12 protein-coding genes, 1 tRNA gene and 1 pseudogene are annotated in these 12,493 nt (G+C 64.7%); 3 read left to right on the top strand and 11 right to left on the bottom strand.

Going from position 1 to position 12,493, the window contains the following annotated elements; genetic code table 11:
* Positions 1-15: 15 nt before the first annotated feature.
* From AC5Y42_RS17895 to AC5Y42_RS17880, 4 genes are read right to left on the bottom strand one after another with little or no spacing between them, the layout of a single operon-like run.
* The gene (locus tag AC5Y42_RS17895; protein ID WP_499899993.1) at positions 16-561 is read right to left on the bottom strand and encodes a class I SAM-dependent methyltransferase; all 546 of its coding nucleotides are present in this window, start codon (positions 559-561) and stop codon (positions 16-18) included.
* Positions 558-1,826: an amidohydrolase family protein gene (locus AC5Y42_RS17890; protein WP_499899935.1), complete on the bottom strand. Its 1,269-nt coding sequence runs from the start codon at positions 1,824-1,826 to the stop codon at positions 558-560. The genes AC5Y42_RS17895 and AC5Y42_RS17890 overlap by 4 nt, the downstream gene beginning before the upstream one ends.
* Positions 1,827-1,840: 14 nt before the next feature.
* Positions 1,841-2,614 (bottom strand): class II aldolase/adducin family protein, encoded by a 774-nt coding sequence (locus tag AC5Y42_RS17885; protein WP_499899934.1) that lies wholly within the window; start codon positions 2,612-2,614, stop codon positions 1,841-1,843.
* Positions 2,601-4,208 (bottom strand): class I adenylate-forming enzyme family protein, encoded by a 1,608-nt coding sequence (locus AC5Y42_RS17880; RefSeq protein WP_499899933.1) that lies wholly within the window; start codon positions 4,206-4,208, stop codon positions 2,601-2,603. The genes AC5Y42_RS17885 and AC5Y42_RS17880 overlap by 14 nt, the downstream gene beginning before the upstream one ends.
* 153 nt (positions 4,209-4,361) lie before the next feature.
* Between AC5Y42_RS17880 and AC5Y42_RS17875 the strand changes: the two genes are divergently transcribed.
* Together AC5Y42_RS17875 and AC5Y42_RS17870 are read left to right on the top strand one after the other, a co-directional pair.
* On the top strand, positions 4,362-4,670 hold the full coding sequence (locus AC5Y42_RS17875; RefSeq protein WP_499899932.1) for an Rv1352/Rv1906c domain-containing protein: 309 nt from the start codon (positions 4,362-4,364) through the stop codon (positions 4,668-4,670).
* 74 nt (positions 4,671-4,744) lie between these two features.
* Positions 4,745-5,533, top strand: a complete 789-nt coding sequence (locus tag AC5Y42_RS17870) for a DUF732 domain-containing protein (RefSeq protein WP_499899931.1) — start codon at positions 4,745-4,747, stop codon at positions 5,531-5,533.
* 169 nt (positions 5,534-5,702) lie between these two features.
* Here AC5Y42_RS17870 and AC5Y42_RS17865 read toward each other — a convergent pair whose 3' ends face one another.
* Complete coding sequence (locus AC5Y42_RS17865; RefSeq protein WP_499899930.1) at positions 5,703-6,527, bottom strand: DUF805 domain-containing protein; 825 nt, start codon at positions 6,525-6,527, stop codon at positions 5,703-5,705.
* Between the two features lie 298 nt (positions 6,528-6,825).
* Between AC5Y42_RS17865 and AC5Y42_RS17860 the strand changes: the two genes are divergently transcribed.
* Entirely contained in the window at positions 6,826-8,019 is a 1,194-nt protein-coding gene (locus AC5Y42_RS17860; protein WP_499899929.1) for an IS481 family transposase, read from the top strand.
* Between the two features lie 44 nt (positions 8,020-8,063).
* Here AC5Y42_RS17860 and AC5Y42_RS17855 read toward each other — a convergent pair.
* The 6 genes and pseudogenes from AC5Y42_RS17855 to scpB all read right to left on the bottom strand — a co-directional run.
* A tRNA-Pro gene (locus AC5Y42_RS17855) sits at positions 8,064-8,140 on the bottom strand.
* 81 nt (positions 8,141-8,221) lie between these two features.
* Positions 8,222-9,004 carry a sulfite exporter TauE/SafE family protein gene (locus AC5Y42_RS17850; protein WP_499899928.1) on the bottom strand — a complete coding sequence of 261 codons (783 nt, stop codon included), beginning with the start codon at positions 9,002-9,004 and terminating at the stop codon, positions 8,222-8,224.
* 28 nt (positions 9,005-9,032) lie between these two features.
* Positions 9,033-10,430 carry a ribosome biogenesis GTPase Der gene (gene der / locus AC5Y42_RS17845; RefSeq protein WP_499899927.1) on the bottom strand — a complete coding sequence of 466 codons (1,398 nt, stop codon included), beginning with the start codon at positions 10,428-10,430 and terminating at the stop codon, positions 9,033-9,035.
* Positions 10,427-11,107, bottom strand: a complete 681-nt coding sequence (cmk, locus tag AC5Y42_RS17840) for a (d)CMP kinase (protein ID WP_499899926.1) — start codon at positions 11,105-11,107, stop codon at positions 10,427-10,429. Before cmk ends, der begins: the two co-directional genes overlap by 4 nt.
* Positions 11,104-11,841: a pseudouridine synthase gene (locus tag AC5Y42_RS17835; protein ID WP_499899925.1), complete on the bottom strand. Its 738-nt coding sequence runs from the start codon at positions 11,839-11,841 to the stop codon at positions 11,104-11,106. Before AC5Y42_RS17835 ends, cmk begins: the two co-directional genes overlap by 4 nt.
* A pseudogene (gene scpB, locus AC5Y42_RS17830) lies at positions 11,841-12,491 on the bottom strand (SMC-Scp complex subunit ScpB); the annotation flags it as partial. The gene AC5Y42_RS17835 and the pseudogene scpB, both read right to left, overlap by 1 nt.
* Between the last annotated feature and the right edge of the window lie 2 nt (positions 12,492-12,493).

The following is a 12,493-nucleotide window of genomic DNA, read 5'->3' as shown; positions in this document are numbered from 1 at the left end:
CCTTCAGTATGCGCTTTAGCGCCTCGCCAGCAGCCACGCCTCCCCGTCGCCCTCGCGGGCTGCAACCAGGTCCAACTCGATAAACGCGGCGGTCAGCTCGCCACGGGCGGCGCGAAAGGGGCCTGGGGCGGCGCCGACCTCGCTGAGCGCGCTGATCGCCAATAACCCGCGCGGTGCCAGTCGCCGGATGATCGACTGGTCGAGGCGACGATCCCGGAACCGGTGACAGACGATGACGTCTGCCGGCGGGCCTGCCGGTAGGCCCTCGTCGAGATCGACGACGTCAAACTGGCACCGGTCACCGACGTCGCTGCAGCGGGCAAGTTCTCGCGCTTGGGTGATGGCCACGGGAGAGACGTCGATTCCGCGAACGTCCATGCCGCGGCGGGCAAGCCACACCGCGGCGAGTCCCTGTCCGCAGGCCACATCGAGCGCGCGCCCCGTCGTCGGGAACAGATCGGCATAAGGTTTAAACGGCGGTGGCGCGCCCACTGCACTGACGGTCGCCGGCCCGCGATTGGCATACATCTCATCCCAGCGAACGCGATCCTGGTCGGTCAGAATGCCTCCGGATTCCGCTGGATCTCGTCAGGTACCGGATGGCGATATAACCGTGACGCGTTCGCCCAACTGATTTTGCGAATCACGTCTCGCGGCAGATCGCCGATCTGTTCGTGGACCGCTTGTTGGGTATGCGGCCAGGTCGAATCGCAATGCGGATAGTCGGCTTCCAGCATGATGTTCTCGGCACCGATTCGCTCATGCTGGATGAACGACGACTGATCCTCCACGGCGCAGAACCAGAAGTTTCGGGTGAAAACCTCTGCCGGCGTGAGGTTCTCCCCCAGCGCTTGCCAGGTGCCATACATAACGTGATAGCTGAGCATGTGGTCGAGGCGATCCAGCAGCCCGGCCACCCAGCCGATCCCGCCCTCGGATAAACAGATTTTGAGGTCGGGAAACCTGCTGGGCAGACCGGAATACAGCCAGTCGACGGCCGCGGAAATGGCGTAGGCGAAGAACAGCACACCCTGCACGTCCGGCGGCGCGTCCTCGGTGGTCGACGGCGACGATCCCGACGATCCGATGTGCAGATTCACGACCGTCCCGGTCTCCGCGCACGCTGCCATCATCGGATCCCAGTGACCGGAATGGATGCTGGGCAGTCCGAGCATCGCCGGATTCTCGCTGAAGGTGACGGCATGAAATCCACGCTCGGCGTTCTCATAGATCATCCTGGCGCCCAGTTGCGGGTCCAACAACCACGGCAGCTGGCAGGGAATGATCCGGCCGGGATAGCAACCTGCCCACGCTTCGAAGTGCCAGTCGTTCCAGGCGCGCACCGAGGCCAGCGCCAAGTCGCGATCGTTGGTCATCTGTTGCAGGCGCTGGCCTGCGAACCCGGGCAGAAACGAGGGAAAGTTGAGCGAGGCGTAGACGCCATTCACGTCCATGTCTTTGATCCGCTCATGGATATCCCAAGCGCCCTTGCGCATTTCGTCGAATCGGACCGGCTCGAAGCCATACTCGGACACCGGCCGGCCGACTACAGCATTGAACCCGACGTTGGGTAGTTCCCGATCGTCGTAGATCCAGGTTTGGCCCCCGTTCGCGGTGTCCACGACTCGTGGCGCGCGGTCGGCGAATCTGGCTGGGAGACGTCCGGTGAAGGTGTCCGGAGGTTCGACGATGTGATCGTCGACTGAGATCAGTGTGTAGCGACGTTGGGCTCGGGGCGGGTCCGGCAGAAAGGTGACCGACCGACCTGCGCCGGTCTCGGCGGTGGTGAAGTTCGGGTTGGCGGCCAGCTCGTCAATCGATTTCATGCTCGGCTATCTCCTCAGCTGAGCACGTCGGGGTCGGCTTTGATGGTCATCCGCGCTGCGCCCGCCCAGTACACGTCGGCTGCCCGTTCGATCAGCGACGCCTGCATGCCCGCCATGTCCGACCAGTTCATGGTCCCGGGCTGGTTGCCGGTCAGCATGACGTGGTAGGCCAGCTTGCAGACGCGTTCGATCGATGCCGCCCGGTAGACGGCTTCGGCTAGGGTGCGCCCGGTTGCGATCACGCCGTGGTTGGCCAGAATCGTCAGATTGGCACCTCCGATGCGGGCCGCGAGATCAGCTGCGCGGGATGGATTGTCGATTTCGCCGTCATAGGTGTCGACCAGGCAGAGGTCGTCGAGGAACAGCGAACCCGTCTGGTGTAGGAGGTCGGGTAACCGGCCCAGCGCGGCAAACACGCTGGCGTAGTAGGGGTGATTGTGAATGACCACGCGCGCGTCGTCGCGGACGCGGTGCAGTTCGGTGTGGATGTGGATCGCCGGGGTGACGTCCCACCGACCGCGCACCACCCGCGCAGCGCCGTTCACCACGCAGATGTCCGATGCGGTCAGTTCTTGCCACCAGAGTCCCCACGGGTTGACCAACATCTCGGCTCGACCGTCGAGTTGCCAGGTGATGTGTCCGGCCATGTTCTCGGCGAACCCGATAGCGGCCAGGTGGCGGAAGGCCACGGCAAGTGCCTGCTCGTCGGACAGTTCGACGCCGATCGGGGGCACCACGGACGGCGCCCACACTTCCAGACCGCCGGGCCGCGCGTTAGGAGCATTCATGATCGGCCTCCATCCTGGCTCGAATATCCTCGCGGAGCTCCCCTTTTGCAATCTTTCCCCCGGATGAGCGGGGTAGTTCGTCAACCACGATGAGTCGTTCGGGCAGCAGCTCTTTGGACACTCCCTGTGCCAGCAGATGCTCGACGAGTTCGGCCAGCTCGATGGTGTGAGAATCAGCAAGTTCGGCATAGAGGCAGACTTTTTCACCGAATACCGGATCGGGCATCGCGACCGCCGCTGCTAGCGCGATCGTGGGATGAGTCGTGGCGGCGTCCTCGACCTGTGCGGCGCTGATGTTCTTGCCGCCGCGGAGGATGAAATCGGAGGTTCGGCCGGTGACGGTCAGATAGCCGTCCGGATCGATCTCGCAGATGTCGCCCATGCGCATCCAGCCGTCGCGGGTGAACAACGTGTCGTGGTCGGCGCCGCCGAGGTAGCCCAGGCTGGTCGCCGGACCTCGGCAGGCGGGCTGGCCGCGGCCGGTCGAGGTGACGTCCTGATCGCCGTCGAAGAGTCGCACCGCCATTTCCGGGACAATGCGACCGCCGGTGCGCAGTCGCCGGTGGCGTGAGTCGTCGAGCGTGGTGCCGCTGAGCAGGCCGGTTTCGTTCGAGCCGTAGAACTGCAGAATCTTCGCGCTGGTGAGTTCCTCGAATTCGGCGGCCGGTCGATACGGCAACGCCTCGCCGCCGGTGAAAACCACCCGCAGCGAACTCAAGTCGTGATTCCGGCGCTCAGGATCAGCCATCAACATCGTCAATTGCGTACTGACGCAACACAACACGGTGACCTGGTGCCGAGAGATCGCTTCGCATACCGCCTTGGTCGTAAAGCGTTCCAAGATCACCGCAGTGGCACCCAGATAGATCGGCGTCGAATGGCTGGTCCAGATTCCGAAACCGAAGGGCGTGGGGATAATCGGTAAGAAGATGTCGTCGGATGTCAGTTGCCCGTTGGCGACGGCCTTTTGGTGGAAGTAGTGCCACCGGTTCTGGGTGTGCATGACGCATTTGGGCAATCCCGTCGTCCCGGAGGTGGAGTTGATCAGAAAGAGGTCATCGGGCGCGAGCCGAGTTTCGGGCTTTGGCGCTCTGGGCTTGACTTCGGTGTTGAGCGACAGTGTGTCGTCGCGGTTGAGGACGAGTGTTTCTGGGGCTACAGATGTCGCCGCGCCGGCGCGCTGCTGATCGGTGACCAGGAACTTCGGCTGCGCGCTGTGCAATATCGCCGCAACCTCACGGGTGCCGGCGCGGGCGCCGATGCCAACGACGACAGCGCCGCAGCGCTCGACCGCGACGAGCAGCGCATGGATGGCGGCGGAATCACCGTGCCACACCCCGACCCGATCGCCCGGCACGACGCCGATGCCGGCTAGCTGTTCTGCCAGAGCAGTTGCCGCGACATCGAATTGACGCCAACTGTGCGATGTGCCGGGATGGTCGATATACGCGGTGCGGTCGGGTGTTCGTTCGGCGTTGCGACGTACGGTATCGGAGAGTGTCGAGTCGGACCACCAGCCGGCGGCACGATACCGGGCGATGTCTTCGACGGTGAAGGCCGGCGATCGCATCGCTTCCAGGCCTCCGGCGCTCATCATCAAATGATAGGAACAGGGCGCGTATGCGGCCGGATGTGGACCACGTAGCGGGCCAGCTAGGCTCCCTCAATGCTGGGAAAGAGATCTGCTATCGCGGCCGCGGCGATAGTTCTCGCGGGTTGCGGGGGGTCTGGCCATCCAGCGGCCACCGTGACCTCGACGGTGCTCATCAAAGAAACCGTCACGGTGACCAACCCAGCGCCCCCGGCGCCTGCCCTCAAAACGACGATGGAAACCGACGGCACCTATCGGATCGGTACCGACATCGAGCCGGGCACCTATCGTTCCGGCGGTCGCAGTGATGAAGGAGAATCCGACTGCTACTGGGCAAAGCTGCACAGCCTCAACCCAACAGACATCGTCAGTAACGGCCTCGGCAATGATCCGCAGGTAGTCGCGCTCGACCCGGGTGACGTGGCGTTCTTGACGCATAGCTGCCAGCCCTGGCGGAAAGACTGATTCAACGCGAGCGCGGACTCGGCTACCTGGCCTAGTCGCTGACGAACAGCGACGTGCTGCTTTAGGCTCAGAGCATGCGCGATCGGGACACGATCGACTCCGAGTTGCGGCGCCTTGCAGCGGTGCGCCGGGAGATGCGCGAGCGCGGCGACGCGCTGTCGAGTCGTCAGTTCGACGCGCTCCTCGATGAGCGCCTGGGACACCCCCCGGAGGTGTACCCAACCGAGGCGGTAAAAGCGGGTAAGACGCGGGTTCTCGTCGACACCTCGCGCGACAAACCCCGCGGCATCAAGTCCTACAGATCTAAGGCAGCGTTGCGCCGATTCGGCTCCCTCGCCGCGTTGCCGCTGTCGCTGGTAGCCGTCGCCGCGGCGGTGGTGGTGTGGTTCGCGGTTCACAACCCACGACCGGCGGCGCCGCCAGCAGAGGCCCCGCCGTCGGCGGCAGCTCCGCCGTCGAGTGCGCAATCGCTCCCGGTGGCGCCCAAACCGCCCGCTTCGCAGGATGACATCGCCGACAGGGCGCTCATGGCAGCGTTGAAACAGCAGGGCGTGCCGGTTCCTAGCCGCGACTACGTGGTGAGCCATGGCCACGCTGTCTGCGACTTTCTGGCCGACCAACACGACTTCGCGGAGGCGATCAGCTTTGTGCAGCAATCAACAATTTGGGACGCCGATCAAAGCGCCCAAGTCGCTGCCGGTGCCATCGTCTCGTATTGCCCTCAGTACGAATCAAGCCCGGGCAAGATTCAACAGGTCCCAACTGCTCTCCCCGATCTGCCGAACATCCAGGGCGATCTGCAGAACATCCTGGATGATCTGAAGGGCATTCGAGACAACCTGCCGGCCATCCCGGGCCAGTAATCACGCCGACGCGAAAATGGCTGACCGTCGTTGACGAGGTCCGCGACAAATCCTGCTGTGCCCAGCTGACGCCGCGAAACACACAGGTAGTCAATTACTCGTGTCCCGACCGAGTTATCGAAGGACGATAGCGGCATATCTTCGCGGGGTTTGAGAGCTCGTGGGGCAGCTACGGCAAAGGAGCGACCATGAAATTCGCAGCAGTAGTGGCCGCTGTCTGGGCAGCGGGCACCACCTCCGCCCCGTTGGCGCAGTACATCAACCTGGAATTCTGCTGATGTGGCGCAGGAAGTCCCACGACAGGCTCCAGGAATGTGGCGTCAAGATGGCTGATGGCCAGCCGTGCGTGTTGGCTACCGGCCACGACCCCACCCAGCTGTGGCAAAACCGCGTCCACCGCACGGCTAGTGGCGCTGCGTTCACTTGGCAGCACGGTCAGATCGCTGAGTTTGGCCAGAAGGCAAGACAGGTGCCCTTCACCCCGCTCTGGTGATGCACGACTTCTAGCTGCGGGAAGCGACGGCCGGAATCGACGCTGGACGTCAAGCTGCGCGAGGACGCAGTGAGAGCACGCAGTCGTCACGCCGCAGAACGCGCCCTGCTCTAAGCCGGAGCGCCGAATGGCTGATCCGGCAATGGCGTTGCGGCCAACGGATCGGATCCGAACCGGTTCGGGCCCTCGGTGCCCTTGGTTGGCGAACCATATGTACAGAACGATGGCCCCGATCAACGGGATCACGGCGATCAGAAGCCACCAACCGGTGCGGTCAACGTCATGCAGGCGCCGAACGGCGACGGCCCAGCCGGGAATGATGAGCGGGAGCGCCAGAAGCAAGTTAACCCAATGCGTGTGCAGCATCGCGTTGCCGACGTTTCCCACGATGGCGACGATGACGCCAAAGAGAGCCCAGTACCAGTATTCGGACCGGCGGGCCCGGTCGCTGAAATTGAAGTATTTGATGAATCCAGTCGAAATTGCTTCCCCGAAGTTCATATGGTCACCCCGCTTCACGACCAACCGCGCGGAAGCGGAGTTGTACCGTAAACGCTTCTAAAGCACCATCTCAAATGACCGTTTGCGGGTGGAGCGGCGCACCGGTGACAGCAATCGCACCTCGGAGTCGACGTGTCCTGCTCGCGTGCCCCGCTGATTTGCTATCCGGCAGCTCGCACCGTGCTCGTGAACCACCGCTGAACTGTGCGAATCTCGATTGACAGTGTCTGATTTCACGACATAGTTGGCAGCTGTCCTGGGACATAGTTGACACCTCATCTTGCCGGGGAGGTCGGCCATGTCCAAGGCCCAGCTGGTCATTACCGCCGTCGTGATCGAAGGACGCAGCAAAAGCGAGGTCGCTCGCGACTACGAGGTCTGCCGCTACTGGGTCCAGCAACTGGTCAAGCGCTACGAGACCGAAGGCCTCGCGGCGTTTGAAGCACATTCCCGCCGACCACACCACAGCCCGCAGGCGGTCGACGCCGTGGTCGAAGACAAGATCGTGCGGCTGCGCAAAACCCTGACCAAAGCCGGCTACGACGCCGGCGCGGCCACCATCGCCGCACACCTCACACGCGACCGGACCGTCACCAATGTGCCCGCGGTATCGACCATCTGGCGGATCCTGACCCGCCGCGGCTTCGTGGCTCCCCAACCACACAAACGACCCCGCTCGGCCTGGAAACGCTTCTGCGCCGAACAACCCAACGAACTGTGGCAAGCCGACACCACCCACTGGCAGCTGGCCGATCACACCCCGGCAGAAATCCTGAACATCCTCGACGACCACTCCCGCGTGGCCATCGCCAGCCACGCCCGGCTGGTCACCACCGGCCCCGACGTCGTCGACACCTTCACCGCGTCCTTCACCCGATGGGGCATACCAGCAGGCGCGCTGAGCGACAACGGCGCCATCTTCACCGCCAAACAACGCGGCCAGGGACGCACCGCCCTAGAAATCACCCTGGGCGAACTCGGTATCAAATACCGCCATTCACGGCCCTACCATCCCCAGACCTGCGGCAAGGTCGAGCGTTTCCACCAAACACTGAAAAAACACCTCCGAGCCCTACCCCCGGCCACCACCATCGACGAACTCCAACACCAGATCGACGATTTCCTGGTCTACTACAACACCATTCGCCCGCACCGCGCACTCGGACGCCGCACTCCCATCGAGGCCTTCAACGACCGGCCCAAGGCCCTACCCAGCGGCTACCAGATCCCGCCGCACTACCGCCTGCGCCACGACCGCATCGACGCCGCCGGCGTCATCACCATCCGCTACAACAGCCGCCTGCACCACATCGGGCTGTCCAAACACTTGCGCGGCACCAAAGTCACCGTCCTCATCGACGACCGCGACATCCGCATCATCGACCGCAACACCGGAGCGCTCATCCGCAAACTCGTCCTAGACCCCACCCGCGACTACCAGCCCCGCGGCGTCAAATGCGGAAACTCACCCGAAAACAAGCCGCACATGTAAACAATGTCCCGGGACACCTGTCAACGGTGTCCCGGGACATCACATGGTCGGGCTGACAGGATTTGAACCTGCGACCACTTGACCCCCAGTCAAGTGCGCTACCAAACTGCGCCACAGCCCGGCGCCGCCGGTGCACCCGGCAGCAGGTCGAAAGCCTACCGCAGCCGACCACGGCCGAAGAAACCACGCAGATTGTCGTGTCTCAGATCGTCAACAGGCGATAGAGGCCGATGGCGCCGACGATGACGATCGTGACGCGCAGCGCATTCGGGGAGAGCCGACGCCCGTAGTGTGCGCCGAGCCAACCGCCGACCAACGAGCCGACTGCGATAAGCCCTGCCGCTGCCCAGCTGATTCGGTCGAAGGCGACCAGGGTGTAGGCCGAGGCCGCCACCAGGTTCACCACTAGCGCCAGCAGGTTTTTCGCCGCGTTCATTCGCTGCATCGACTCGGGAAGCAGGACTCCCATCACGCCGATCAGCAGAATGCCCTGCGCGGCGGCGAAGTAGCCACCGTAGACGCCCACGGCGAACGTGCCTGCCACCAGCGCCGTCATCCGCGCCGGACTCAAGTGATCAGCGGAGCGGCCGGCGCTCACCGCGCGTCGCCCCGCCCAGGCCTGGATCCGCGGGCCGATCACGACCAAGGTCAGCGCCGCGATCAGTAGCGCCGGCACCACTGCGTTGAACACTTTTTCGGGCAGGTGCAGCAGCAGCCACGCGCCCAGCATCGCGCCGGTGAGCGATCCCGGAATCTGCCAGCGCAACCGATGCCACTGGCCGCGCAACTCGCGACGGTATCCCCAAGTCCCCGACACACCGCCGGCCACCAGGCCGACCGCATTCGACATGGTGGCCACCACCGGTGGATAGCCCAGCGTCACCAGCGTGGGAAACGTAATCAGGGTGCCGGAACCCACCAGAGAATTCACCGCGCCGGCCCCCAGGCCGGCCAACATGATCAACACTAGGTGCGAAACAGACACTGTGGCACCCTAATGCCAAGCTGACCGCTCAGCGGGTCTTGGCGCTCCGCTTCTCGCGCACCCGCACGTTGATCCGGATCGGACTGCCCTCGAAGCCGAACGCCTCGCGCAGCCGTCGCTCCAGGAACCGCCGGTAGCCGGCCTCCAGAAACCCCGTGGTGAACAACACGAACGTCGGCGGCCGGGCTGTCGCCTGGGTGGCGAACAGAATGCGGGGCTGCTTTCCACCGCGCACCGGCGGCGGCGTCGCGGCCACCACCTCTTTGAAGAACGTGTTGAGCCGTCCCGTCCCAATCCGGGTATCCCACGACTCCAATGCGTTTTCCAGTGCCGGCACCAGCTTCTGCACCGCCCGGCCGGTCTTGGCGGAGATATTCACTCGCTGAGCCCAGCGCACCTGCACCAACTCGCGGTCGATTTCGCGTTCCAGCAGATAACGGCGGTCCTCGTCGACCAAATCCCATTTGTTGAACGCCAATACCAGCGCGCGTCCGGCTTCGATGACCATCGACAGCACCCGTTGATCCTGTTCGGTCAACGGCGCCGAGCCATCGATCAGCACGATCACCACCTCGGCGGCATCGATGGCGCCATGCGTGCGCACCGAGGCGTAGAACTCGTGTCCACTGGCCTGACCCACCTTGCGACGCAGACCGGCCGTGTCCACGAACCGCCAGACCTTGCCGTCCATTTCGATCAGCGAGTCCACCGGGTCGACCGTCGTGCCGGCCACCTCGTGGACCACCGAGCGCTCATCCCCCGCCAGCCGATTCAGCAGCGAACTCTTTCCGACGTTGGGTTTGCCAACCAGCGCGACACGTCGCGGCCCGCCGGTGACCGACGCTGACTCGGCCACTTGCGGCAGCGCGCCGACCACCTCGTCGAGCAAGTCGCCCACACCGCGACCGTGCATCGCGCTGATCGCATGCGGTTGCCCCAGCCCCAGGGACCACAGCGCCGCCGCGTCGGCTTCGCCCCTCTCCCCGTCAACTTTGTTGGCGGCCAAGAACACTGGCTTTCCGGACCGCCGCAAGATGCGGGCGGCTGCCTCGTCGCCGGCGGTCGCCCCGACCACGGCGTCGACCACCAGCACCACCGCGTCGGCGGTGCGCATCGCCACAGCAGCCTGCTCGGCCACCAGCTGCTGCAATCCCTTGGCGTCGGGCTCCCACCCGCCGGTGTCCTGCACGACGAACCGCCGGCCGGTCCACAGCGCGTCATAGGACACCCGGTCACGGGTCACACCGGGAACGTCCTGAACGACCGCTTCGCGCCGGCCCAGGATGCGGTTCACCAGCGTCGACTTGCCGACGTTGGGCCGGCCCACCACCGCCACGACCGGTGGCGGGCCCGACGATTCGTCAACCGAATTGGATTCGCCGAGTTCCCAATCGCTTTCGTCGGCCCAGGTGCCGTCCTGGCTCATCGCAGTGCCTCACTTCGCTGCTGCACCAGTTCGAGCAGGTGCGCGATCACCTCGGTCTCGGTCATTTCACTGGTGTCGACGACGACGGCGTCCGACGCCGGCCGTAGTGGCGAGACCGTTCGACTCGAATCCAAATGGTCGCGTCGACGAACGTCAGCCAGCACGGTGTCGTAGTTGTCGGGTAACCCGGCAGCGACGTTCTGGTCGTTGCGCCGCCGCGCCCGAGTCTCGGCCGTTGCGGTCAAAAAGATCTTCACGTCGGCGTCGGGCAGCACCACCGTTCCGATATCGCGTCCTTCCACGACGATGCTTGACCTGCCGTCCGCGAACTCGCGCTGCAACTCCACCAGCCGGGTACGCACCGCCGACACCGATGACACCGCCGACACTGCGCGGGTGACTTCGTCACCGCGGATCTCGGCCGAAACATCTTCACCGGCAAGGTAACAGCGGACCACGTCGGGGTCATAGCCGACCGACAACTCAACCGTCGCCGCGGCGGCGCCTACGGCTAATTCATCCTCGGGATCGATGCCGGCGCGCAACACCGCCAGCGTCACGATGCGGTACATGGCACCGGTGTCGAGATAGCGTGCCTGCAGGGCACGAGCCAATCCCCTTGATACCGACGACTTTCCGGTCCCGGCCGGACCGTCGACCGCGATCACAACACTCACAGGCCGACCGCCCGGTAGAGGTCACCGATCTCCTTGCGGCCCAAAGCCCGGATGCTGCCGGGGCGCTGCTGCCCCAGCGAGACCGCCCCGATGTCGGTGCGTACCAACTCCTGCACGGGGAAGCCGACCGCGGCCAACAGCCGTCGCACAATGCGTTTGCGGCCCTCGTGCAGGGTCACCCGCACCAGCGTCTTGCCCGGCACGGTATCCACCACCGCGAAATCATCGACGGCAGCAGGGCCGTCGTCCAATTCGATGCCACCGCGCAGTTTTTTGCCGAGACCGCGCGGCACCGCTCCCGCGACGGTGGCGATGTATGTCTTGGGAACCTGATACGACGGGTGCATCAGCCGGTGCGCCAATTCGCCGTCGTTGGTCAACAAGATCAGCCCCTCGGTGTCGGCGTCGAGCCGTCCGACGTGAAACAGCTTCTGGTTGCCGCGCACCCGATGCTCGATCAGATCGCCGATGCAGGGCCGCCCGCGGTCGTCGGACATTGTCGAATGCATGCCGCGCGGCTTGTTCAACGCCAGATATACCAGCGACTCGTCGAGAACCACCCGTGCCCCGTCGACCCGAATCACCGACGCGTCGGGGTTGACGCGGGTGCCCAGTTCGGTCACGAGCTGCCCGTCGACCTCGACGCGGCCGTCGGTGATCATCCTTTCGGCGACCCGGCGCGAGGCAATTCCAGCCTGCGACAACACTTTCTGCAGGCGTACACCTTCGGCCATCACTGGTCCACGTCGAATGACAACGGTTTATCGGCCTCATTGGCGTCACCGGAGAGCTTGATGAAACGCGGCTCGGCGTCCAGCGATTCGCTCAAGTCGTCGATCATGTCGACATCAGGTAGCAGCGGCGCGATATCGGGCAGATCGGCCAGCGAGGAGAGACCCAGCCGCTCCAAGAACAGCTCGGTAGTAGCGAACGCGACCGCGCCGGTGTCGGGATCGGTGCCGGCCTCGGTGATCAGCCCGCGCGCCAGCAAGGTCCGCATCACCGCGTCGACGTTGACCCCTCGCACCGCGCTCACCCTCGCCCGGGTCACCGGCTGGCGGTAGGCCACCACGGCCAACGTCTCCAACGCCGCGCGGGTCAGCTTGGAGCGCGACCCGTCCAGCACCAGCCGCTCCACATACGGCGCAAACCGGGCGCGGGTGTACATCCGCCATCCGCCGCCGGCCTCGCGCAGGTCGATGCCGCTGTCGCGTTCGGTGAGTGCCTCGGCGATCAGCTGCAGCTTGGTGGCGATCCGGTACACCGGTTGTTCGGTCGCCGCGGCCAGCGCCTCCACGGTTACCGGGGTGTCGACGACCAGCAGCAGCGCCTCGAGCACGGCGCCAAGCTCGTCGTCGGGCAATTCGGGTGCGGTCGCGACGTCGA

Source organism: Mycobacterium sp. NGS48, from assembly GCF_059812585.1.
This window is presented reverse-complemented; position numbering and strand designations above follow the sequence as displayed.

Bases quoted from the DNA above. Each gene is read 5' to 3' on its own strand.
- AC5Y42_RS17890 (WP_499899935.1), bottom strand. From the start codon at position 1,826: ATGAAATCGATTGACGAGCTGGCCGCCAACCCGAACTTCACCACCGCC.
- AC5Y42_RS17885 (WP_499899934.1), bottom strand. From the start codon at position 2,614: ATGAATGCTCCTAACGCGCGGCCCGGCGGTCTGGAAGTGTGGGCGCCG.
- AC5Y42_RS17880 (WP_499899933.1), bottom strand. From the start codon at position 4,208: ATGAGCGCCGGAGGCCTGGAAGCGATGCGATCGCCGGCCTTCACCGTC.
- AC5Y42_RS17870 (WP_499899931.1), top strand. From the start codon at position 4,745: ATGCGCGATCGGGACACGATCGACTCCGAGTTGCGGCGCCTTGCAGCG.
- AC5Y42_RS17865 (WP_499899930.1), bottom strand. From the start codon at position 6,527: ATGAACTTCGGGGAAGCAATTTCGACTGGATTCATCAAATACTTCAAT.
- AC5Y42_RS17860 (WP_499899929.1), top strand. From the start codon at position 6,826: ATGTCCAAGGCCCAGCTGGTCATTACCGCCGTCGTGATCGAAGGACGC.
- der (WP_499899927.1), bottom strand. From the start codon at position 10,430: ATGAGCCAGGACGGCACCTGGGCCGACGAAAGCGATTGGGAACTCGGC.
- AC5Y42_RS17835 (WP_499899925.1), bottom strand. From the start codon at position 11,841: ATGGCCGAAGGTGTACGCCTGCAGAAAGTGTTGTCGCAGGCTGGAATT.